The sequence below is a fragment of the Paenibacillus sp. J22FR5 genome, from assembly GCF_059691975.1.
In genome coordinates this window covers 396,898-417,651 of record NZ_JCAUAN010000001.1, presented here as the reverse complement: position 1 = coordinate 417,651, position 20,754 = coordinate 396,898, and the positions used below count along the sequence as shown (strand labels likewise).

Genomic DNA, 20,754 nt, shown 5'->3' with positions numbered 1-20,754 from the left:
CATTTGAATGCCTACTTTCAACATTTATGGAAAAAAGAGCTCGAGGAACAGGTGCTCCACCAAATTGATACTAACAGCTTTATCAGCCAATTATTTCAGCATCATAAAACGGTATTCACCAACTATCAGCACGATGCTAAACAGCAGAATTTCGCCTTACTCATCCTGCAGGTTTTCCAATTTCTTTATGCAAAAGGGTTCGGAGACCCGATTGAACATAGTTTAACGCCGCAAAGGCAGCTTCGTTATTCAGAAAAAATCATGAATTGGCTCGAGGGGCATTATTCAGAGGAAATCTCACTGAATACGTTAGCGGATCATCTGCATATATCCAAATATTATGTTTCTAGTATCTTTAAACAAGAGACTGGGGTTACATTGATGGACTTTATTCTCGCGAGGCGGATCAAGCAAGCCTGCCAGTTATTAATTACTAGCAACAAAGGGATCGAGCAGATTAGCATTGAGGTAGGAATGAACAATTTCCCTTATTTCTGCCAGGCTTTCAAAAAACTTGTCGGCACGACACCGATGAAATATAGAAAAAAGCTGCAACAACAAGATTGATTAACAAACAAGGTCAGTCGAATTAACATCGACTGACCTTGTTTGTTGCCTATTAATGCGGATACAAGACCTCAAATTCAGTGCCGCACGGCCCGCCATCAGGGTTGATATCCAAATCCACGCTTGAACCATCTCGTTTGAACAACGGACGATAGTATTTATTAATTTGACTCGCAGACGAGTTCGCGTAGTGACAGATGAAGGCTCGGCGAAAACGATCCTTCGATTTATTCCGATAAGAGCCATGAATCAGATTGCCGTTAAAGAAGAGCACATCGCCACGATCCATGATGATTGGCATTGCCGGTTCGTCCTTCGGCGGCTTCACATAGTGCGTTGTAAATGATTCTTTGGCATCTGCTAAATCAGGGCATACTAGCTGATAGTCATTCGTTTTCGGAATAACCAACAGCCCCCCATTTTCTTCATCAGCCGCATCCACAGCCGTCCAAGCCGCGATACAGTTCCCTGGCTCCACCTGCAAATAGAAATTATCCTGATGCAGCGCCTGTCCACGTGAGCCTGGTGGCTTATAATAGAACATACTCTGTGCAGCAAATGCTTCTTCCTCATACAAATCTGCTAAAACGTCCAGTACTGGCTCATGCAGCATATAGGATCTAGCCGTTTCATTAAAGCGATGCGGATGCATCACTCGTGGATATCGTTTCAGCGGCTCCTCTGGCCCGGCTTGCATATCTGGCTCAAAATAACCAGGTATCGTTTGATGGCTGATCTCTTCAAAAGTTTCATCCAGTTGAGATAAATCCTGCTGATTAAATAACCCTTTTACAACTAAGTATCCCTCATTTGCGAAAAATTCCTTCTGCTCTAATGTTAAACGCAAACGTGTATGCTCTGTCATTTCACATTCCCCTTTCAAACGTTCATACTTGGTGTTCTGTAACTTCAGCATACCGAATTCGCGGTTTACAATGAAGTATGAATTCTGCTAATCACTCCTATAATTCTGCTATACTAGTATTTAAACGTACGCCAAATTTAACGAGAGGAGGCAATGATCTTGAGCTTCGATGAATCTTCTTTATTTGCTGGCTACTTTCTGGAAAATGACACGTATATAACGAAGCGTCCACAAGGTAAAAGCGATTGGTTGCTTACCTTCACCTTAGATGGCGAAGGTTATTTTAACATACAAGGCAATGTACGAAAATGTCATGGCGGCGACTTCAATTTATTGCGTCCTGGAACTCCGCAGCACTATGGGACAAGTGCAGGTACAACCTGGCAATTTGTCTGGGTGCATTTCCCTGATAGCTTCATGGAAACAAATCTGCTTCCCAATCAACAACTTCTGCACCTATCTATTGAAAGTGACTCCCTGCGCGATCGTATTTATCGTGCCTTTATACGTATTCTGGAGGATTCGCGTGAACGCAATGAATTCTGGTTTGAGCTCTGCAGTTCCTCTGTCCGAGAACTCCTATTGATCATCGCTCAGAAATCAAGCAGAAAAATCGATGCACGCATCGAGGAGGTCCAATACTTGCTCTCCAAGCAAATGCGCCAACCTATTCGGATTGACGAGCTAGCCGCTACAGTAGGCCTCTCCCCCTCACGTCTGTCCCATCTTTTTAAAGAAAGCACAGGCCTTTCCATAATCGATACCTTAAATCAAATGAGAATTCAACAGGCCGTTCTCCTCCTGCAACATACGGATCGCAGCGCATCTGAGGTTTGCTATGATGTAGGCTTCCAAAACTACAACCATTTCACGAATCAATTCCGCAAATGGTATGGAGTTAATCCCAGTGTATTCAAGAAAGAGAGTCGGTAAATGAAAGAAGATCAGTCGAATAAAACTCGACTGACCTTTTTTCATTTACCTCACGCTATATTGATGTGGAAAAGCTCCTCTACTTCCATCTCTAGCACATCGCTTAATCTCCTAGCTGTCGAAGGGCCGACAGATTTAATAGATCGCTCTAGTAAGCTTATGTATGCATGGCTCAAGCCTGAGTGCCTTGCCAGCTCTCGTTGTGAGTAACCTTTCGTTACTCTTGCTTTAATGAATGCATCTGTTTTGGCCAATATTCGTATATGCATTGTAATTCTCAGACCCCCATCCTCACTTCGTCTCATCCTATTAGAATCATTATACCTCGCACTCATTCGCTAATGCAACCACAAAAGTTTACTTTAGTAATCAAACAAGTGAGCACCCGATGCCATAAAGTTCATATATACTTGACGATTGTAATTACTTTAGTAAACTGTTAGTATTAAATCGTTTACTAATGTTTACTTCGATGAGTGAGGATGAGCCGTTATGTACTTCTACGATAAATTAAGAGATATGCGTAAATTGAAAGGTTTCACCATTCGTGAGCTTGCTGATCGTTCAGGTGTATCCGCGGCCTATATCTCACAGCTCGAAAATGGCAACCGCGGAATTCCTTCACCTGACGTTTTGATGAAATTATCCGAAGGGCTTAACATGTCTTACTCTGAATTGATGGACATTGCCGGGTATCTGGAATCTTCCCAAACGAATCAAAATTTCCAAAGCAATCCTGTTAATCTGCGACGTTTTCTTCGTGAAAATGAGTTGATGTTCGATGGCATCGTCCTAACCGCTGAAGATAAGGAATGGGTCGAACGCATGCTCACTGTCCTCTTCTGGAAAGATCGTCAAACGAACAAAAACAGCGAAAGTTAACCCTCACCTGTAGAGGATCAAATCGCTCGACTACAGCGTTATTTGTTGCCCTGGCGCCATAACTAATCCTTCCATGCCTTCCTCCGTTAAGCTTTCTACAAACGCGTTTGGATCTTGTTGAATCACCGGGAACGTATTGTAGTGCATAGGAACAACGGTTTTGGCTTTCAGGTATTGAGCAGCAATGACAGCATCCTCAGGCCCCATTGTATAATTATCACCAATTGGCAAGAAGGCGAGGTCAATGTCATTCAATTTGCCAATTAGCTTCATATTGCGAAATAACCCCACATCCAATTTCTCAAACGTGCGCTTCAGCACACATCCTTCGGAATTTTCGCGAAAGCATCGCCTATACTTACTTCAAACGAACAGATCCCTTCGCTCAACTCTCGCAGATAATGGATCAACCCTACACTCGTCTCGGCGTACAACCCGACCAGGATCGGCTCGAGCTTTTCTTTCGGCATCGCGATATGGAGGTAATGTGCTGCTCATGTGAATCGTGCTCCTTCGTTTTTTGCCATAAGAGTAGAGATCTTTGCTATCTTTTGGATTATAATGAGGCTATCTGGTAACAAGAAAACCCATTTTAAAAAGGAGAGTCCCTATGAATGAAATCCTTATTGGATCTAAGGATCAGTTTACCGTAAGTCCGACCGAAGTGAAAGTTAACGGCAAACGATTCTTCCTCACGGAAGCAGATGGTGTCTATACTTTGCTCTCCAGTCGTTGCCCCCACGCCGGCTATGAGGTTGAGCTTGAACATGGCGAACTCGAATGTCCGCTTCATGGCTGGACCTTCGAAGTGCATACGGGTCGGTGCCACAATGTCCCAAATGCGAGACTCCAGCCTCTCGAAGTCATTGAACGCGAAGGCCAACTGTTCGTTCTGATGGACTAGCCTATTCAGTATATTTTACCAATGGACAAGCTATACTATGGGCTGATATTCAATCTCTCTTGAACAGCTTAGGAGGCGGCATGTCCACAAAAGCAACCCCAACGAAGAACGACACAATGACTTGGTGGCAGTTCGCGCTGCTTGGCGTCGCCTGCACGCTCGGAACCGGCTACTTTTTAGGAGCTGGTATCGGACTAACCATGGGCGGCGCTTCGATGCTCATTTTGTTCGTTTTCGCCGCATTAGGCACGTATTTCGTGCTTGACGCTTTGATTCAAATGACAAATGCGAATCCCCAGCAAGGTTCATTCCGCTCCTATGCCAAACTAGCATACGGTCGCTGGGCCGGCTTCAGCTGCGGTTGGATTTACTGGGGATCGCAGTTGATGATCATGGGGAGTCAACTAGCAGCTCTCTCCCTGTTTACGCGATTCTGGTTTCCAACAATACCGATGTGGCTGTTCGCGATGATCTATGCCTGTCTCGGTGTAGGTGTCATTTTACTTGGGGCAAAAGCTTTTGAGCGCTCGGAGCATATTTTCGCCCTCATCAAAGTATCTGCTCTCCTGATGTTTCTCCTCCTTGCTGGTGCCGCGGTACTAGGGTGGATCTCAGGTGGGCTTCATCCACTTTCGTTCCCAGTCACGAATGAAACCTTTTTGCCATCAGGGCTCAAAGGTTCTTGGTCATCCTTCATCTATGCCTTCTATGCCTTCGGCGGCACGGAAATGATGGGGCTTTTCGCCATGGGCTTGAAGAAACCGAGTGAAGCTTCCAAGGCAGGATCCATCATGATCCTCCTTTTAGCTATCCTCTATATCGTCTCCCTCTTCCTGGTCTTAACTTTACTACCTTTGCATGCCCTTCATGAGAAAAAAAGCCCCTTTCAGGTCAGCTTGGAAAGCTACCCGCTTCCCTATGTTCCGCATGTATTCAATGCGATCCTCATTATTGCAGCCTTTTCCACGATGGTCGCATCCTTATTCGCGGTTACCGCAATTCTCGTCGCACTCGCGAAGGATCACGACGCCCCGCTGATTTTCACCCGAAAAACAAGCGGAAAGAGACAGATCCCTTATCCTGCTCTCGCTTTGACAACAGGAGGCATGGCTGCTGCCGTCGTCCTTTCCTTGCTTTTACCCGAGGCGTTGTATACGTATATTTCAACAGCTGCTGGTCTCACCTTGCTCTTCATTTGGCTATTTATCTTACAGTCTTCGGGACTCTTATTAGCCAACACGCCTTGGAGAATGTTCAAACGTTGGAGTGGCATTCTGCTCCTACTTTGCGCCATCACGGGCGCCGCCTTTCACCCTACCACGCGCCCAGGCTTTTGGATTAGCCTGCTCTTCATCCTACTGGTTGCATTCCTAACCTTCGTCATGCACGTTACATGGCCTAACATTTCACAAAAAAGGGATTGACATTAACGCTACGTAAAGCTTTACAGTAAAGAAGTCAGGAGGTGAGCAGATGGAGTACACGGTACAGCACTTGGGGAAGTTGGCTGGAATAAGCACTCGTACACTTCGCTATTATGATGAGATTGAACTTCTTATGCCGGCAAGAATCAACTCATCCGGATATCGTATTTATGGGCAAGCGGAGGTGGACAGACTGCAACAGATTTTATTTTATCGGGAGCTAGGCGTCCCTCTGGAGCAGATCAAAGACATCATGTCGTCGCCATCCTTTGACGGAACTAGTGCGCTGAGGAACCATCGAGATCAGCTTCTCGACAAACGAAGGCAACTGGATATGCTCATAGCAAATGTAGAACAAACCATTGCTTCTAAAGAAGGGAGATTAACTATGTCCGATAAACAGAAATTTGAAGGCTTCAAACAAAAGCTAATAGATGATAATGAGAAGAAGTATGGGAAAGAAATTCGCGAGAAATACGGCGATGACCAAGTGAATAAAAGCAATCAAAAAGTAAAAAATATGACGCAAGAGCAGCATGATGAGGTTACACGTTTGGCCGAAGAAGTATCCGTAACGCTAGCGAAAGCTTTCAAGCAAGGAGATCCTGCCAGTGAATTAGCTCAAAAAGCAGCAGACTTGCACAGGAAATGGCTATGCTACTATTGGAGCGAATACAGGAAAGAAGCCCATGCAGGACTTGCCCAAATGTACGTGGATGATGAGCGCTTCAAAGCGTATTATGATGAGAAGCAACCGGGTACAGCGGAATTTCTAAGAGATGCGATTCACATCTATACAGGGGGACACTAGCACGTTTTCTATGATTTCCTGCAAACATCCAATTTTTCTGCAAGAAACTGAATATAGTATAATTACCAGCCGCCAGCAAGCAACCTTCATGTCACCCTTTTTATATGAAAAGAAGCACAAGACTCTCACTACGAGTTTTGTGCTTCTTTGTTTAGCTGTATGATTAAACCGTTTTGGCCAATGCTTCGCCGTTTGGTCGAACTAGTGATTTACTTTGCCATACTCGGCTTCGCCAACGTAGATACATCAGCACACCTCTCGTCCACTCATCGACAGTAAAAGCAATCCAAACACCAAGTAGCCCCATCTCCAGATGTATACCGAGCCAATAAGATAATGGAACTGCTATCCCCCACATGGAGATGACCCCCATCATGACTGGGAATCTAGCATCTCCTGCTGCTCGCAAGGAATTGATGACAACTAAATTGAAGGTTCTCCCCGGTTCCAGGATGATAGACAGAAGTAGAATCGTAGAACCCATCGCAATGATATCTGGATTATCTGTGAAAAGCCCTAACAGCTCTTTACGGAAAATCGACGTGATACCGACAACAACAAAGGTCAGTATGAAGGTAATCTTTAAGCTTCTCATCAATTTATGATACGCTGCTTGGAAAGCCCCTGCACCAACCATATGTCCCACAATAATTTCCGTTCCCATACCAATCGCCATGCCTAAAGCTATAAAATAATTGGTCACGTTCATCACGTACACATGGGTACTTAATGCTGTAGCCCCAATAATATTAATGAAACTGAAGATCATCAAATAGTGCGATTGCCAAGAAATATGCTCACCTGCAGATGGTAATCCAATGCTGAGGATTTGCTTAACGATGTGAGACTTGAAACTCACATAATGCTTGAGCAAAATCGGTACCTGTAGACGGCGATACAGGATAACAACAAGTACAATGAGACCAATGAGACGACTCACAATGGTTGATACTGCAGCCCCTGTGACTCCCCACTCTGGGAATCCCAAATTACCGAAAATCAACAGAGAGTTACCAACAATGTGGATCACATTGACCCCCAACGTTACGAACATAACGTCCCGCGTCTGTCCATTGGAACGCAATACCGAAGAAATCGCATACGACAGTGCTTCGATCCAAATAAAGGCCGAGATCAAATTCAAATACTTCTTGGCAATACCGATTTGCTCTGGTGCCAAGTTCATCAGGTGCATCAACGGCTCACCAAAAATGACCAATGCGATACTCACGATAACACCGAAAATCAAGTTTATAGTAATCGCTAACGCGGAAATCCGACTGGCTTCCTTCACCTTGCCTGCGCCCAGATGCTGTGCAACGGCCACGCTCGTTCCAATTCCAACAAATCCAAACATCAGAATACAGAACATAATAACTTCATTGGCCAAGCCTACAGCTCCGGTAACTTCATCTGAGATTCGGCTTAGCATGAACACATCCGCAGTTCCTAACATCATGCGCAAAACAGAGTCAATAAAAATCGGCCAAGTGACTGCGAATAGACTAAGCTTTTGCCAAGATGCTGTTGAATCTTTGTCTTTCATTCGTACTCACCTCTGGTTCTTGCAAATGTTATTAGCATAGAATACGAAAGCGATTGCAGTCAAATGATAATCATTAACTCAGCTCTCATCACCTCTGCTGCAACATATATATATGCAAAAAAACCTTGGAAATCGCGTTCGATTCCCAAAGTTACATGAACTCTTGTTTACTTCACCTGCACCCAAGCACCTTTATTGTCAGCAGATTCGATTTCCGCTACTGCAATATCAATCGTGCCCATTGTACTCTCAGGCGTTGCCGTCGTCACCGATTGCCCTGCTAGCAGCGTCCCCACGAAATATTTCAGCTCCAGGTAATAACCCATCTCTGGGGATATCTCCGGACGGAACCCAGCTCCATCGTTAGGATTCACTTGCAGACCGCTCGCGTTGAAAATCAGATTAGCTTTCTCAAAGTTAACACGATACAGCATTTCGAAACCATAATCGCCTTCCAATGTCCAGTCAGCTTGCGCATTGATGACTTTGCCATCTCCGTACAAATAGTTCGTCGACACGACATCATAGCCGCTGCCAGGAACCACATTGCGTGCCAAGCAGGAAACGGATTCCGGTTTTCCGAAGAGCCAATTCACCATATCGATATCATGAACATGCATATCCAATAAAGCGCCGCCGCTCTTCTCTTTATCGATTAGCCATGGTCCCCAAGTTGGCGTTGCGCCGCCGCGATAGAAATAACCACTTGTCACTTTGCCGAATGTCCCTTTCTCCACAGCTTCTTTCAAGTACACATAAGCTGGCCAAAAGCGCAGACACTGACCAATCATCAGCTGCTTATCATTCGCTTCTGCTGCCGCAATCATCTCTTCACACTCTTCCGAATTCGAAGCCATCGGCTTCTCACAGAGGACATGGAGACCTTTATTTAAACATTCAATCGTAACATCGCGGTGCAGGTACGTCGGGAGCGCCAAATCCACGAAATCCAACTGTTCCTTCTCGATCATCTCTGTCACACTTGTATACTTCGAATAGAGACTAAAATCGATTGCGGAATCACCTGTATCAATATTACCAGCAACCGCATTACCTTCGAGTTTCTCAGGGTCAATATCACATAATGCGACGACTTTAATCGCAAGCCCTTCTGCCTCTAGTCGAACATAATTCTCCAAATGGGTTCTTCCCATAAACCCTAATCCAACTAATCCGATTCTTAACATGTTACTTCCTCCCCAAAATAGCATCCATAGCACCAGATGTGTTATAAACAATTTGCTCGCCGTGATAGGTATAGCCAGGAATCATTTCGGCGATTACATAGTCTTCATATCCTATGGTTTGAAGGGCTTTCATCACTTCCGGATAATTCACATCACCTGCAAGAAGATCAACGAAACCATGCAAGCCGCCAGCTGCGCGGCGATAATCTTTGAAATGCACTTTTTTGATACGATGACTCAAAATAGAAATCCAATGCTCCGGGTACCCTGAGAATATGACATTCCCTACATCGAAATAAGCACCTACATAAGGGGAATTAACTTTATCAATGAAATCCCGCATTTCCAGCGGTGATAGTAAGAATTTGTTCCATACATTCTCGATCCCAATCGAAACCTTCAAAGACTCGGCCACTTTCGATAGCTCCTGAATGGCTTCTAGGGAGTAGTCATAGGCTTGGTCATAGGGTACCACTTCAGAATCAGGGATGAAATCAACACCCACTGCGCCTGGCACGACTAGAATGGTGTCTACACCAAGTACCGCGGCGTGCTCTAGCTGCTTCTTGACGATATCTTTTGCCTTTTGACGTGTTTGCGGTTGGCTGCTTGTCAATGAATAGGACCAGAATAAGCCTGTTGCTAAGCTGCTTAGTTCGATACCTGTTTCGTCCGCATGCTGACGATACGTACGAACTTCACTTTCCGTGCTTTCGAGACTTAGTTCGCCTTTTTCGTTCAAAGCTAACTCGATGCCGTCGAAGCCGGCTTTTTTCGCTGTAGTCATACATTCCTTTACGCTCATTGAGCCAGGAAATGACCAAATATTGATCCCTTTTTTCATCGCTATCTCCTCCGCTTCTTTCCTTTATTATAAAAGAGGACCGTCCGATTGGATTTATCTTTAAAGCCGAATTATTTGCACTTTAGCCAAAATGAATGTGGTAAAATAGCTGTAATCGGGCAGAAAATCCCCTAGAGAGGACGGACAGCATGGAATTCCCAAGGATATACTTACAGGAATCACTTTCGATTGAACACCTCATTTCCTTTCATTATTTTGAATATGCCAAAGGCTTTGTATTCGATGGTGAACAACACGACTTCTGGGAAATCCTCTATGTGGACAAGGGGGAAGTCGAGGTTCGTGCCGATGATGTCATCCATACCCTTCAGCAAGGGAATATGATTTTTCACAAGCCTGAGGAGTTCCATACGGTTCATGTCAGACACGCGCATAAGCCGCCAAATCTCATTGTCATTGCTTTCGAATGCCGTTCTGAGGCTATGTCCCCACTTGCGAATAAAGTTGTATCTCTAGGAGATCGAGAGCGGAACATCCTATCAATCATCATGCAAGAGGGGTTTCATGCTTTCCTTCCTCCCTTCGACTCTCCTTCCGTTCATTTGCTAGAAAGAAACATGAGCGCGCCGTTTGCTAGTGAACAACTCATCAAAGCTTATTTAGAAATACTCTTCATCACCCTCATCCGTAAACAAGAAGCTGGGGCAAGCGTTCAGGAAACACAGAAATTAAAGCAATCCTCTTTGCAAAAAGAAAAAGCCGAGCATGGCTTGGTTGCACAGATTATCGATTATTTGAGGGATCATCTTGCCGATTCCTTTACCCTAGACGACCTATGCCAAACCTTCCATCTCGGCAAAAGCCGCATGAAGGAGCTGTTTCAATCCCAAAAGGGGATGGGCGTCATGGAAGCTTTTAAATCGCTCAAAATCGAGCAGGCCAAAACCTATATGCGAGAAGGGCCATACAATATCACAGAAATTGCGAGCCTGCTAGGCTATGCCAGCATTCATTATTTTTCTAGAGATTTTAAGAAAACAGTCGGGATGTCACCCTCTGATTATGCGAAATCGGTGAAAGCTAGAGTCCATCAATAAACGTATTTCCATAAAAAAGCTGCCCTCAAGTAGATTGTGTCTACGGAAGGGCAGCTTTTTCATGTAACTATTTATGCATTAATCTGGTGGCTATCATGTCTTTTATTGCGTTTAAACATGCGGCTGAATCGGTTTTTGGCACTATCAATCAACTCGTAAACAATCGGAACGACGACAAGTGTCAAGACTGTTGAAGTAATCAACCCACCGATAACAACGACGCCGAGGCCTTTCCCGATTAAACCACCCTCGCCAGAAATACCGATGGCTAACGGAACCAACGCCATTATCGTCGCACCTGCTGTCATGATAATCGGACGCAGTCTGATTTTCCCTGCTTCAATTAAGGCATGACGAACCGTGTAGCCATCTTCGCGAAGCTGTTGTGCCCGGTCGATCAAGACAATCGCATTCGTGACGACGATACCGATCAACATGAGGAACCCGATCATCGAAGTTACCGTTAACGGTTCTTTGGTAATGACAAGTCCTAGCAATCCACCGATGACGGCCAGTGGCAGTGAGAACAGGATGGCAAACGGTGCACTTGCATTTCCGAACGCTAGAACCATGATCAAGTAAACCACGAATACGGCAGCTGCCATTGCAACAAACAACTGCGTAAAGCTCTTCGTCACATCTTCGGAAACCCCACCTATTTTCGGGGTAACCCCCTCAGGTAATGTAAGCTCCTCAAGTGCTTTAGACAGCTTTGAACTTACTGCTGTTTTGTCAGCCGAATTGATTTTGGCCGAGACTTTGACAAGCTGCGCTTGATCTTCTCTGACAAGGGAGACCGCCCCCTTCGTTTCATTGATCTTGGCAACGTCTTTTAATGTCAGTGGTGAGCCAGTCATCCCCATCAAAGGAATGTTTCCTAACTTCTCTATCGAATTTTTATCCGATTGATTCATAGAGACCGTTGTCGTATAGACCACATTATCAAATCGCATATCGCCTAGATTTTGCTTTTGAATCCATGCACGTGCTGTATCTCTGACAGTGGCAGCGCTCATGCCATATTCTCTCGCTTTTTTCTGATCAACCACAATTTCAATTTCAGCTTTGGCATCACTTAGATTGTCTTCAATTTCGGCAAGCTCAGGGAAGGTTTTCAATTTCTCAATAACCATGCTTGCTGCATTCTCTAGTTGAGCTTGATCATCACCTTGAAGTGTATAGGCGAAATCTGTGTTCGTTGCCCCAAAGTCACCTTCCATAGACTTCGGTTCAGCCTCGGAACCATTCGGTAATTGGGATAAAATATAGGCTTTCGTTTCGGCCTTCACTTGTTCTGGATCTTCGCCTTTATTGACTTGAAGGAAAATCTGTGACGCGTATGGAACTCGGTCATCATCATTCCCCGCGTAGCCAACAAGAGTTTCTACGAACTTAAATACCGGCTCACCTTGGGCATCTTTTTTATCTAACAAGACCGTTTCAATGTCTTTCGTTTTGGTATCTGTTGTTTCAAAAGAAGTTGAATTTGGCAATTTTAATTGGAAGTACATGGTTGCCGATGCTGATGAGCTAGGTAAGAACGAAACGGATAGGAATGGAATCGTTCCTGCCATTGTACCAACGAGTAGGACTAGGGCAATAAGTAACGTTTTAATCCGATTTTTCAAGCTCCAAGTGAGTACTTTTTCATAGAATATCGTTAACTTACTAGATTTTGTATCATCATGATGTACTTTACCTGACTTACTGCGTAATACGAGCAGTTTAGAAAGCATCGGAATGACAGTTAAAGCCACAATTAAGGAAGACAAGAGTGCACAAGCAATCGTTAAGGCGAAAGGTCTAAAGAATTCCCCTACAATTCCTGTTACCAAAGCTAGTGGAGCAAATACCCCAACCGTTGCCAAGGTAGAGGATGTGATCGCCATCGATACCTGTTTGGTTGCTAGTGCGATAACAGATTCTTTCCGTTCCTGCGCTTTTTCCAAGGATGCATAAATATTTTCAATAACAACAATCGAGTCATCGACAACCCGTCCTACGGCGATAAAGATACCACCGAGCGTCATCGTATTGAGTGTCAGCCCTAACTGCGACATTAACAATAATGTGATCAAAATGGAAAGCGGAATCGATACGAGTACAATTAATGTCATGCGTACGTTACGTAAGAAAATCAGAATCATCAGGGATGCGAGTACTGCACCAATGATCCCTTCACGGACAAGTCCAGAGATCGATTCCTTAATTTGATCCGCACTGTCGTAGGTATTCTTAAACGTAATGTTCGGTAAAGACGTCTTCCATTCTGTAAGGTGTGATTCAATTTCTTCGGAGAATTCAACGGCGTTCGCACTGCCAGCTTTATATAAAATCATTCCAATCGCTGGCTTGCCATCTAATCGCCCATTGAAATTAGATTCCGTGATTGTTTTTACTTTCGAAACCTGATCTAGTGTAACAACTCCCTTAGGCGTTGCAATCTCTATTTTTTGCAGATCATTCAAGCTGGATAAGTTGCCTGTTACACGCGTCATTTTGCTAGTACCTTCAACTTCGATTGGTCCAATTGGCGATTTTGTCGCGGCACCATTAATAGCAAGGCTAACTTGACCTGGTGATAATCCATAGGTAGCTAGTGCGGCAGCGTCGAGTTCAATATCGAGTGAAGTCGATCTAGCACCGATAACGTCCATATGGTCAATCCCTTTGATGCCTTCGAGTCCGGGCTTAATCGTATCTTTGAACGATTTATCCAGCTCGGCTTGGTCTACACCTTCATTCGCATAAGCGACTAAATAATTCGACGGGAAGGATGCCGCACCGAAGGTTGATGCCTTCGGTGGACTAGCTGTCATCGGCAAGGAAACGGTAGACAGAGCATCTTGTACAGCCTGCTTCTTTTTGTCAATATCCACATTTTGCTTGAAGAAAACAATAACCATCGAGAAATTATCACTTGAGGTAGACTGCATGGAATCCAAATCCTCTAGATTCGCTAACTTTTTCTCAATAGGTACCGTAACTCCATCCATGACATCTTTAGGTGCGCCTGTATAGGTCGTTGTAACTGCTACAACTGGGAAGGATACGTTGGGCATATTCTCTTCCTTGAGCTGTGTTGCTGAATACAAGCCTCCTACAAAAAGCATGATCATAATGATGAAAACGGCTGAAACGTTTTTCATTGAAAACTTTGTGAGTAGATTCATTCCTGTACTCCCCTAACATTTGTTTGTGAGATAAAGATACAGGTTGAATATGAACCCAATATGAACAAGAAAAAAAATCTTAGTGAACATCACCAAGATTCATTCTTTGCTCTTTTTGGAGGGAGCGTGTATGGTAGGCAGCACAATTAGAAATTGAGTTCCCTTGCCCAATACACTCTGAACCTCAATCGTTCCTTCATGCATCTCAATGATTTTCCGCGTAATGGCAAGACCAAGCCCGCTTCCACTGCCTCTCTGCCTTGCTTGATCAACCTTGTAGAAGCGATCGAAGATGCGACCTTGCTCCTCTTCTGGAATCCCGATCCCATTATCCTGTATCCACACTTGAACCCGATCTCGCTGGGCGACAAGCTTGATGTGAATATGTCCCTGAGCTGGCGTAAATTTAATCGCATTGCCAATCACATTCATCCACACCTGATTTAATTGATCCGCATCCGCAATAATTTTCACTCGGGGCAAAGCTAGATCCATTTCCAGGTCTTTCAGTGACCATTGCGGTTCATAGAAAACGACAATACGACGCAGCTGCTCGTCCAAATCATAGGTGGTAGGATGAAAAGGGTGATGCTCTGACTCTAAAGAAGCCAGCTTCAGCAGATTGTCACTTAAGCGAGAGAGGCGTTCGCTCTCACGTTCAATGATTTCCAAATATTTGCTGCGATCACTTTCATCCACATCAGACTCTCGTAACGCTTTGGAAAAGCCGCGAATTGACGTTAGCGGCGATTGAATCTCATGCGAGACATTCGAAACGAAATCCTGCCGCATCTGCTCAAGCTGCTTGAGTTCCCCAGCCATATGATTGAAGCTTTCAGCTAATTTGCCTAACTCATCCTTGTTATTCACGCTCACATTGACATTGAAATTACCGCGAGCCAGCTTTGCTGTCGCCAGGGTCAACTTTTTCAGCGGGTTCACCAGATACCTTGATGCGATTAGAATGAGAATGCTCCCCACTATGAGAACAAGAACAAGTACAAATATGATTACCGTTTGAACTTGATGGCGTGCAGTCTCCGTAAAATTTGTATGTATAAACAAAGCATAGCTCTGATCACCAACGGTAATCGGGATCCCCACTTTAATCGACGTAATCTCATTTAAAGGAGCGATAGCATCCAAGCTTTTATAGACATTCCCCTTCAACACATCCGAAACTTCTGAGGGTTGGATACGCGGCCTCCCCTTTTTATCCACAGGGATACTCTCCAACGTTTCTCCATGCGCATCAAACAGCGTAAATAGGTAGTTCTCATTGAGTCGATTGCTGCCCGCGACAAAGGCATCTAAATTCTTGGGCTGAACTTCATTCGTTAGCGTCACAATTTGACGGCCGATCGCGAGCATCTCTGATTGAAATTGGGTCGAAATGATATTGGTAAAAAAGTACATAGCCAATGGAAAAGCGACGAGCACGCTGACCACTACAATCGCGAGAAAAGTCACAACCACACGTAAATACAGCGTTTTGATCATGCCTTCACCTCAAGCCTGTACCCTAATCCACGTATGGTTGTAATTTGAAACCTTTCTGCGTAAGGCTCAAAACGTTCCCGCAAACGTTTAATATGAACGTCTACGGTGCGTTCATCCCCTTCATAATCTATGCCCCATATTTGTTCGATGAGTTGTGTACGGGTGAAAATTTGCCCAGCATGGCTAGCGAACTTATATAACAACTCAAATTCCTTCAATGGCAATGTAATCCGCTGATCCTGAAGCCGAACTTCATACGTCGTCCGATCAATGGTCATACCGCCGATGAGGATAATTTGAGATGAGTTAATCCGATACCGCTTGAGCAGCGCTTTGACTCTCATGACCAACTCCACAGGATCAAAAGGCTTCACCAAATAATCGTCGGTACCGAGCTGGAAGCCCTTCACTTTATGAACAGACTCGCTCTTCGCAGTCACCATCAGCAACGGGAGGTCTGGGTAATGCTTCCGTAATTCGCGGCACAGCTCCCAGCCGTCCATGAAAGGCATCATGACATCCAACACGACTAAGTCCGCAGGCGTAGATTCCATCAGGCTTAGCGCCTCTTGTCCATGGCTTGCTTGCACAACCGTTAGGCCTTCCCCTGCCAAATAAACGCGAATCAGCTCTCGGATATCAGCGTCATCATCAACAACCAGTATACGAGTCATGCATGCACCGCCCTTCTCAAACCAGCAACTACGCTAAATAAGCAATCGGATCCTTGGAGCCGGCTTCTTCAAAGCCTTTCAAACGCAGACGACAGCTATCGCATTCGCCACAAGCTTCTGCTTTTCCATTGTAGCAAGAAGTCGTCAACTCGTAAGGAACACCGATTTTCAAGCCTTCCTCTACGATCTTCGCTTTGGACCATGAAATGAGAGGCGTTTCAATCGTTATGCCTTTACCTTCCACTCCCACCTTGGTCGCCAGCACAATAACTTCTTCCACCTTGTGAATAAACTCCGGACGGCAGTCTGGATAGCCGCTATAATCTAGGGCATTTACACCGATATAAATGGCTTGAGACCCCGTAACTTCTGCATAGGACGTAGCGATCGAGAGAAATAATAGATTGCGTCCTGGCACATAAGTGACAGGGATTTCTTCCGACTCAGAACCATTCATCACATTCGGAACATCAATGGTATCGTCCGTCAGCGCACTTCCACCGAAATCACGCAGGAAATCCAGCTTAATGATTTTGTGACGCCCGCTTACCCCATAATGCTCAGCTACTTGTTTGGCATTCTCGATCTCAATCTTGTGACGTTGTCCATAATCAAAAGAAATGGGAAACAACTCGTAGCCTGCCTCCTGGGCTAGTCCCATACAAGTCGTACTATCTAAACCGCCGCTGAGAATAATGACGGCTCTTTTTTTATTTTCACTCATGTTTAGCACCTCTTTTATTAAAATTAGAAAATGGCCTTGTACACAAAGCGTACAAGGCCTGAAGGCTAGACGCCTCGCATCGCTGGATCCCAAATAATCTTATGCAACTGCATATTTAGCTTTACCTTCGATAGCCCCTCGGCCAGCATCAGGTCAACCAGCTTGCGCGGCGGCATTGTCTCCCACACAGGGCTGAACATCGGCAGCGCCTTGGTCGGATGCTTAGCGAGAACCTCAACTGCGGTGCGGAAGTCGAGATCGCTGCCGATCACGAACTTCAGCTCATCCTGCTCGCGCAGCAGCTCGAAATTGCTGTAGATCATCTGATCCATTTCACCTGAATCAGGCAGCTTGAAATCCATCACATAACGTACCTTCGGTGATGTGACCTTCTGGACGAACGGTGCAAGATCAATCGCACCATTCGTTTCTATATGCAGGTCATCGACCTGCTCGAGCTCAGCGAGCGCCTCGATCAGCGCGAGCGATTTGTCGCCGTACAGGAGCGGTTCGCCGCCTGTCAGGCAAATATGCCGGGAGCGGAACGTCCCCACCTTGCTGATAATTTCAGCAAGGGTCATGACGTTCTCGGCTTCTGCTGGCGGGTAGCTGTACGTAGTGTCACACCAGGTACAACGCAGGTTGCAACCAAAAAGACGGACGAAGATCGTCGGGAACCCGGCACGGGTTCCCTCCCCTTCAACCGTCTCGAAGATCTCGACCATGGGAATGCGGATATCTCGCATTACAGATCCTCCTCCATCATCGAGCGTGTGATGGCTGCATAGCTTGTCGGCGTTTCCCATAGGCGAATCTCGTCCAAAGTAATCGCAGGATACAGCTTCTCATCAATCAGGGCTTGGTGAATTTCTTCGTAAATCCAAACCACCATATTCTCAGCCGTCGTATTCATCGGCGGCAACACGTCGTTCAAATATTTATGATCCAAACGATCAATCACGCGTTCTTTCGTAATTCGTTTGATATCCCCAAAATCAATCGCGATCCCTCGGCTATCTACTTTTCCGCGCATAATGACTTGCAGCTTGTAGGTGTGGCCATGTAGACTTTTACATTTCCCCTCATAACAATGCAGATGATGCGCACTGTCAAACGTAAATTCTTTGGAAATCAAAACGGATTTATGGTGATATTTCAATTGGTTCTCTTGGATGTCACGCCCCAACTCTTGTACGTCTCTTGGGATTTCATAGCTCATTATTATCACCTCATAGAATTCAAAAAAAACAGTACTCTACATTATATCATAAATAGACGGTTTGTCACCTTACTACATCGGCATGGAAGAATTTCGCTCCTTCTTTTGCATCCAGTCTAGGTGGCCTCGGATTTCCTGCATACGCTCGTTCTCCTCACGCAAGTCAGCTTCAATTAAAGCAGTCAGACTCTCGATCTGTCCAACAACAGAATCAGGAAGTTCCACTTCTTCAACTGATTTCACGATATAGAGCAAGCATTGCAGCGTTTCGTCCATGAGACTCTTCTTTTTCCCCGTCAGCACGACTTCGCTCAAAAAAACAAGGTGATTCAACTCTTTTTGCGTCAATTTCAAGAGGAACAACCCCTTTCTTTTTCCATTATCCAACATTTTACGACAACGGGAAAGACTCTCTTGACAATCACAACTATAACATTTATGATTACAGTAATTTGTTAATATGTTATTTACAGTTCATCGATCGAATACCAACGAAATACATACATGACTTTGGATGGATGAACAACAATATAAAGAACTTATTCTAATTTTTGGAGGAATCCATAATGAGCACACAAGTACAAAATGAAGTTTTGAAAGTAATTGAAGACCGTCATTCCGTTAAACAATACCAAGCAGGTCACAAAATTCCACAAGCTGATCTTGAGCAAATTTTAACTTCAGCTTCCCTAGCGCCATCTTCTTGGAATCTTCAACATTGGAAACTTCTCGTCATCGACGATCAAGCACAAAAAGAAAAATTACTTCCTATCGCATACGGTCAAAAGCAAATCGTTGAAAGCTCCGTTGTAATCGCAGTTCTTGGTGATCTCGAAGCGAACAAAAATGCGCAAGCTGTATTCGGTCCTGCTGTTGCTGGCGGATTCATTCCTCAAGCTGTGATGGACACACTTGTTGGCCAAATTGAAGGCGCGTACCAATACCCACAAGTTGCTCGTGACGAAGCGATTCGTAACGGTTCCTTGGCAGCTATGAACTTGATGCTTGCTGCAAAATCCCTTGGCTACGATACTTGCCCAATGGGTGGCTACGATGCTGGTAAATTCGTTGAAGCTTTCAATGTTCCAGCGCGTTATGTACCTGTGATGTTGATCAGTCTTGGTTTGGCTGCTACTCCAGCACGTGCTGCTGGCCGTCTTTCTTTAGATCAAATCACCGTTTCCAACACATTCTAATATTGACTGATGAAGCAAAAGGCATGACTCTCATTCTAAATGAGAGATCATGCCTTTTTTGTGCGCTTTACTTAGTGAAACTGTTCCGTTTCGAACATAATCTCATCGATGAGCTTATTCCGATAAAGCATAGATAAATTGAAGGTTTCATATTCCTTCTCCTTATCTAACTCATCCAGCAACAATGTTGCAATCAATTCCCTGTCATCGGAATCTCCCGGTTCACGAAAATCGATAAACCCCGTAAGCTGCCGCGAACTAATATCTACCGTCGCTGTTCCGATGGGCAAACCGCCATAAGATTGTTGATAAATCTCATAAGATAACGTATCCGAATCGTCGCGGACCAATACGATCGAGTAGTCGTCTCTTGTTGGTATCCACATATCATCTTCAACCTGGATTTCATCCACCAGATCCAACATATCGATATGCGTCAATTCCACTGTATCGACCGTATCGCCACCATAAATCATATGAAAGACGAACGAATCCGTTTGCTCTTCATTAAAGTCTGACACGATAAGTTCAGTCACGATGTCCATCTCTTCATCAAAAGGGTCAAATTTCCATGTGATGTCTCCGATCACCTCAGATCCATAGATGTGCAAAGCAGCTTCAGCAATCAATTCTGCTTCCTTATCATAGACATGGTACTCGACACTGCTCCTATTTTCGTTAACAATAACGAGCTCGTACCCCGCTTCTTGCTTACGCTCCTCCAGCATGTCCAGCTGCTCCGAACGTAGTTCCGACTCATGATCCTCATCTAAACTGAGATCTTCTCTCAACCACGAATAGTCCAGCTCATCATCATGTAGAAGATCCACACTGGATATAAAATCCTCTGGGAACGTTGACGGCTGAATCGCATGTTCCGTGGCGATTACAAAATCATAATCACTATAACTGACGGTTACCTCGCACTCCACAATGTCAAGCGCATCAATAACATCTTGAATATAGGACTGGGCAAAATCATATACCGCCTGCTTGTTCACGATCGTAATAGATTGCTTTTCCAGATGAATCGCGCCTTTGAGACGATCCGATTCCCTGTAGACTAGCGTTAATGTACCGACAAACTCCCCATTGTACATAATATCGCAGACTTCGCCGCCTGCTGTTTTCAGGTCGGGTCTTAGCATAATATCGGCCACGACTTACTCGCCTCCTCTACAGATCTTATGTCATTCTTCTGTAGCATGCCCATTATCGTCCAAAATATGAGTAATCAGGATATCCGT

The 20,754-nt window shown here is 44.8% G+C and carries 22 protein-coding genes and 1 pseudogene; 8 read left to right on the top strand and 15 right to left on the bottom strand.

Annotation, left to right across the window (positions count from 1 at the left end):
* Nucleotides 1-3 precede the first annotated feature (3 nt).
* The gene (locus AC58P7_RS02080; RefSeq protein WP_497339739.1) at nt 4-567 is read left to right on the top strand and encodes a helix-turn-helix transcriptional regulator; all 564 of its coding nucleotides are present in this window, start codon (nt 4-6) and stop codon (nt 565-567) included.
* 52 nt (nt 568-619) lie between these two features.
* On the opposite strand, the gene AC58P7_RS02075 is transcribed toward AC58P7_RS02080, so the two are convergent.
* The gene (locus AC58P7_RS02075; protein ID WP_497339738.1) at nt 620-1,432 is read right to left on the bottom strand and encodes a phytanoyl-CoA dioxygenase family protein; all 813 of its coding nucleotides are present in this window, start codon (nt 1,430-1,432) and stop codon (nt 620-622) included.
* A gap of 159 nt (nt 1,433-1,591) precedes the next feature.
* On the opposite strand from AC58P7_RS02075, the gene AC58P7_RS02070 reads away from it, so the two are divergent.
* On the top strand, nt 1,592-2,365 hold the full coding sequence (locus tag AC58P7_RS02070) for a helix-turn-helix domain-containing protein (RefSeq protein ID WP_497339737.1): 774 nt from the start codon (nt 1,592-1,594) through the stop codon (nt 2,363-2,365).
* 50 nt (nt 2,366-2,415) lie between these two features.
* Here AC58P7_RS02070 and AC58P7_RS02065 read toward each other — a convergent pair whose 3' ends face one another.
* On the bottom strand, nt 2,416-2,634 hold the full coding sequence (locus AC58P7_RS02065; RefSeq protein WP_497339736.1) for a helix-turn-helix domain-containing protein: 219 nt from the start codon (nt 2,632-2,634) through the stop codon (nt 2,416-2,418).
* Between the two features lie 250 nt (nt 2,635-2,884).
* Here AC58P7_RS02065 and AC58P7_RS02060 point away from each other — a divergent pair, with 250 nt between their 5' ends.
* The gene (locus AC58P7_RS02060; protein WP_497339735.1) at nt 2,885-3,247 is read left to right on the top strand and encodes a helix-turn-helix domain-containing protein; all 363 of its coding nucleotides are present in this window, start codon (nt 2,885-2,887) and stop codon (nt 3,245-3,247) included.
* Nucleotides 3,248-3,277: 30 nt separating this feature from the next.
* Here AC58P7_RS02060 and AC58P7_RS02055 read toward each other — a convergent pair.
* Nucleotides 3,278-3,562, bottom strand: a pseudogene (locus tag AC58P7_RS02055) (MBL fold metallo-hydrolase); the annotation flags it as partial.
* Nucleotides 3,562-3,717: a hypothetical protein gene (locus AC58P7_RS02050; RefSeq protein ID WP_497339733.1), complete on the bottom strand. Its 156-nt coding sequence runs from the start codon at nt 3,715-3,717 to the stop codon at nt 3,562-3,564. The pseudogene AC58P7_RS02055 and the gene AC58P7_RS02050, both read right to left, overlap by 1 nt.
* 140 nt (nt 3,718-3,857) lie before the next feature.
* On the opposite strand from AC58P7_RS02050, the gene AC58P7_RS02045 reads away from it, so the two are divergent.
* From AC58P7_RS02045 to AC58P7_RS02035, 3 genes are all read left to right on the top strand, one after another.
* The gene (locus tag AC58P7_RS02045) at nt 3,858-4,151 is read left to right on the top strand and encodes a Rieske (2Fe-2S) protein (protein WP_497339732.1); all 294 of its coding nucleotides are present in this window, start codon (nt 3,858-3,860) and stop codon (nt 4,149-4,151) included.
* Between the two features lie 80 nt (nt 4,152-4,231).
* Entirely contained in the window at nt 4,232-5,575 is a 1,344-nt protein-coding gene (locus AC58P7_RS02040; protein WP_497339731.1) for an amino acid permease, read from the top strand.
* A gap of 49 nt (nt 5,576-5,624) precedes the next feature.
* Nucleotides 5,625-6,386, top strand: a complete 762-nt coding sequence (locus tag AC58P7_RS02035) for a MerR family transcriptional regulator (protein ID WP_497339730.1) — start codon at nt 5,625-5,627, stop codon at nt 6,384-6,386.
* Between the two features lie 163 nt (nt 6,387-6,549).
* Here AC58P7_RS02035 and AC58P7_RS02030 read toward each other — a convergent pair whose 3' ends face one another.
* From AC58P7_RS02030 to AC58P7_RS02020, 3 genes are all read right to left on the bottom strand, one after another.
* On the bottom strand, nt 6,550-7,932 hold the full coding sequence (locus tag AC58P7_RS02030) for an MATE family efflux transporter (protein WP_497339729.1): 1,383 nt from the start codon (nt 7,930-7,932) through the stop codon (nt 6,550-6,552).
* 167 nt (nt 7,933-8,099) lie between these two features.
* Nucleotides 8,100-9,119 (bottom strand): Gfo/Idh/MocA family protein, encoded by a 1,020-nt coding sequence (locus AC58P7_RS02025; protein ID WP_497339728.1) that lies wholly within the window; start codon nt 9,117-9,119, stop codon nt 8,100-8,102.
* Between the two features lies 1 nt (nt 9,120).
* Nucleotides 9,121-9,963: a sugar phosphate isomerase/epimerase family protein gene (locus AC58P7_RS02020; protein WP_497339727.1), complete on the bottom strand. Its 843-nt coding sequence runs from the start codon at nt 9,961-9,963 to the stop codon at nt 9,121-9,123.
* 149 nt (nt 9,964-10,112) lie between these two features.
* Between AC58P7_RS02020 and AC58P7_RS02015 the strand changes: the two genes are divergently transcribed.
* Complete coding sequence (locus tag AC58P7_RS02015) at nt 10,113-11,021, top strand: AraC family transcriptional regulator (RefSeq protein ID WP_497339726.1); 909 nt, start codon at nt 10,113-10,115, stop codon at nt 11,019-11,021.
* Between the two features lie 71 nt (nt 11,022-11,092).
* Here the strand turns inward: AC58P7_RS02015 and AC58P7_RS02010 are convergent, their stop codons facing one another.
* From AC58P7_RS02010 to AC58P7_RS01980, 7 genes are all read right to left on the bottom strand, one after another.
* Nucleotides 11,093-14,194 carry an efflux RND transporter permease subunit gene (locus tag AC58P7_RS02010; protein ID WP_497339725.1) on the bottom strand — a complete coding sequence of 1,034 codons (3,102 nt, stop codon included), beginning with the start codon at nt 14,192-14,194 and terminating at the stop codon, nt 11,093-11,095.
* Nucleotides 14,195-14,293: 99 nt separating this feature from the next.
* Nucleotides 14,294-15,694, bottom strand: coding sequence for a sensor histidine kinase (locus AC58P7_RS02005; protein ID WP_497339724.1), 1,401 nt, complete (start codon nt 15,692-15,694; stop codon nt 14,294-14,296).
* Nucleotides 15,691-16,368, bottom strand: coding sequence for a response regulator transcription factor (locus AC58P7_RS02000; protein WP_497339723.1), 678 nt, complete (start codon nt 16,366-16,368; stop codon nt 15,691-15,693). The genes AC58P7_RS02005 and AC58P7_RS02000 overlap by 4 nt, the downstream gene beginning before the upstream one ends.
* 28 nt (nt 16,369-16,396) lie before the next feature.
* Entirely contained in the window at nt 16,397-17,092 is a 696-nt protein-coding gene (queC, locus tag AC58P7_RS01995; protein WP_497339722.1) for a 7-cyano-7-deazaguanine synthase QueC, read from the bottom strand.
* Between the two features lie 65 nt (nt 17,093-17,157).
* Nucleotides 17,158-17,838: a 7-carboxy-7-deazaguanine synthase QueE gene (locus AC58P7_RS01990; protein ID WP_497339721.1), complete on the bottom strand. Its 681-nt coding sequence runs from the start codon at nt 17,836-17,838 to the stop codon at nt 17,158-17,160.
* Nucleotides 17,838-18,311, bottom strand: coding sequence for a 6-carboxytetrahydropterin synthase QueD (gene queD, locus AC58P7_RS01985; protein ID WP_497339720.1), 474 nt, complete (start codon nt 18,309-18,311; stop codon nt 17,838-17,840). The genes AC58P7_RS01990 and queD overlap by 1 nt, the downstream gene beginning before the upstream one ends.
* A gap of 72 nt (nt 18,312-18,383) precedes the next feature.
* On the bottom strand, nt 18,384-18,665 hold the full coding sequence (locus AC58P7_RS01980; protein ID WP_497339718.1) for a hypothetical protein: 282 nt from the start codon (nt 18,663-18,665) through the stop codon (nt 18,384-18,386).
* Between the two features lie 212 nt (nt 18,666-18,877).
* Here AC58P7_RS01980 and AC58P7_RS01975 point away from each other — a divergent pair, with 212 nt between their 5' ends.
* A complete protein-coding gene (locus tag AC58P7_RS01975) occupies nt 18,878-19,507 on the top strand; it encodes a nitroreductase family protein (RefSeq protein WP_497339717.1) in 630 nt (209 codons plus the stop codon).
* Nucleotides 19,508-19,578: 71 nt separating this feature from the next.
* On the opposite strand, the gene AC58P7_RS01970 is transcribed toward AC58P7_RS01975, so the two are convergent.
* Nucleotides 19,579-20,667: a hypothetical protein gene (locus AC58P7_RS01970; RefSeq protein ID WP_497339716.1), complete on the bottom strand. Its 1,089-nt coding sequence runs from the start codon at nt 20,665-20,667 to the stop codon at nt 19,579-19,581.
* Nucleotides 20,668-20,754 lie beyond the last annotated feature (87 nt).

Coding starts and splice junctions, on each gene's coding strand:
- AC58P7_RS02075 (WP_497339738.1), bottom strand. CDS start 1,432: ATGACAGAGCATACACGTTTGCGTTTAACATTAGAGCAGAAGGAATTT.
- AC58P7_RS02065 (WP_497339736.1), bottom strand. CDS start 2,634: ATGCATATACGAATATTGGCCAAAACAGATGCATTCATTAAAGCAAGA.
- AC58P7_RS02060 (WP_497339735.1), top strand. CDS start 2,885: ATGCGTAAATTGAAAGGTTTCACCATTCGTGAGCTTGCTGATCGTTCA.
- AC58P7_RS02050 (WP_497339733.1), bottom strand. CDS start 3,717: ATGCCGAAAGAAAAGCTCGAGCCGATCCTGGTCGGGTTGTACGCCGAG.
- AC58P7_RS02045 (WP_497339732.1), top strand. CDS start 3,858: ATGAATGAAATCCTTATTGGATCTAAGGATCAGTTTACCGTAAGTCCG.
- AC58P7_RS02040 (WP_497339731.1), top strand. CDS start 4,232: ATGTCCACAAAAGCAACCCCAACGAAGAACGACACAATGACTTGGTGG.
- AC58P7_RS02035 (WP_497339730.1), top strand. CDS start 5,625: ATGGAGTACACGGTACAGCACTTGGGGAAGTTGGCTGGAATAAGCACT.
- AC58P7_RS02030 (WP_497339729.1), bottom strand. CDS start 7,932: ATGAAAGACAAAGATTCAACAGCATCTTGGCAAAAGCTTAGTCTATTC.
- AC58P7_RS02025 (WP_497339728.1), bottom strand. CDS start 9,119: ATGTTAAGAATCGGATTAGTTGGATTAGGGTTTATGGGAAGAACCCAT.
- AC58P7_RS02020 (WP_497339727.1), bottom strand. CDS start 9,963: ATGAAAAAAGGGATCAATATTTGGTCATTTCCTGGCTCAATGAGCGTA.
- AC58P7_RS02015 (WP_497339726.1), top strand. CDS start 10,113: ATGGAATTCCCAAGGATATACTTACAGGAATCACTTTCGATTGAACAC.
- AC58P7_RS02010 (WP_497339725.1), bottom strand. CDS start 14,194: ATGAATCTACTCACAAAGTTTTCAATGAAAAACGTTTCAGCCGTTTTC.
- AC58P7_RS02005 (WP_497339724.1), bottom strand. CDS start 15,694: ATGATCAAAACGCTGTATTTACGTGTGGTTGTGACTTTTCTCGCGATT.
- AC58P7_RS02000 (WP_497339723.1), bottom strand. CDS start 16,368: ATGACTCGTATACTGGTTGTTGATGATGACGCTGATATCCGAGAGCTG.
- queC (WP_497339722.1), bottom strand. CDS start 17,092: ATGAGTGAAAATAAAAAAAGAGCCGTCATTATTCTCAGCGGCGGTTTA.
- AC58P7_RS01990 (WP_497339721.1), bottom strand. CDS start 17,838: ATGCGAGATATCCGCATTCCCATGGTCGAGATCTTCGAGACGGTTGAA.
- queD (WP_497339720.1), bottom strand. CDS start 18,311: ATGAGCTATGAAATCCCAAGAGACGTACAAGAGTTGGGGCGTGACATC.
- AC58P7_RS01975 (WP_497339717.1), top strand. CDS start 18,878: ATGAGCACACAAGTACAAAATGAAGTTTTGAAAGTAATTGAAGACCGT.